At 44.3% G+C, this 483-nt stretch carries 2 tRNA genes; both read left to right on the forward strand.

The window, feature by feature from the left end:
• Positions 1-154: 154 nt before the first annotated feature.
• Positions 155-231, forward strand: a tRNA-Ile gene (locus tag AB4128_RS20600).
• 133 nt (positions 232-364) lie between these two features.
• Positions 365-440: transfer RNA gene (locus tag AB4128_RS20605), tRNA-Ala, on the forward strand.
• Positions 441-483: the final 43 nt, after the last annotated feature.

A 483-nucleotide genomic window follows, 5' to 3' on the forward strand; every position in this document is an offset into this window, starting at 1 on the left:
TGATAGAAAGTAAGAGCAAAGTATCGAAAGATATTTTTGAGGATTTTGATTCTTAATCAAGGCACTTGATGAGTCTCGCAGGGAGTGTGCTTCAGCACATGACTGAGAAACGAAGAAAGTAACGCCGAGTAAGGATTAAAAGACCAAAAAGAATGGGTCTGTAGCTCAGCTGGTTAGAGCGCACCCCTGATAAGGGTGAGGTCGGTGGTTCAAGTCCACTCTGACCCACCAATTCTTTTCTACTCTTCGTTAGTTTAATACTCGTTTAGCAGGCTAAACGTCGCATTAAACTGCCTTGATTAGCATACGAATTGGCAAGCCAATCTAATTGGTATTCGATATTTTTGTTTGACTGCATGTAAATGGGGCTATAGCTCAGCTGGGAGAGCGCCTGCCTTGCACGCAGGAGGTCTGCGGTTCGATCCCGCATAGCTCCACCATTTACTTGCTCATGGATAGAGATGCCAAAGATAAAACGACAGT

Origin of the sequence: Shewanella sp. 10N.286.52.A9, from assembly GCF_041468985.1 — a bacterium.
In the GTDB taxonomy this organism is placed as follows: domain Bacteria; phylum Pseudomonadota; class Gammaproteobacteria; order Enterobacterales; family Shewanellaceae; genus Shewanella; species Shewanella japonica.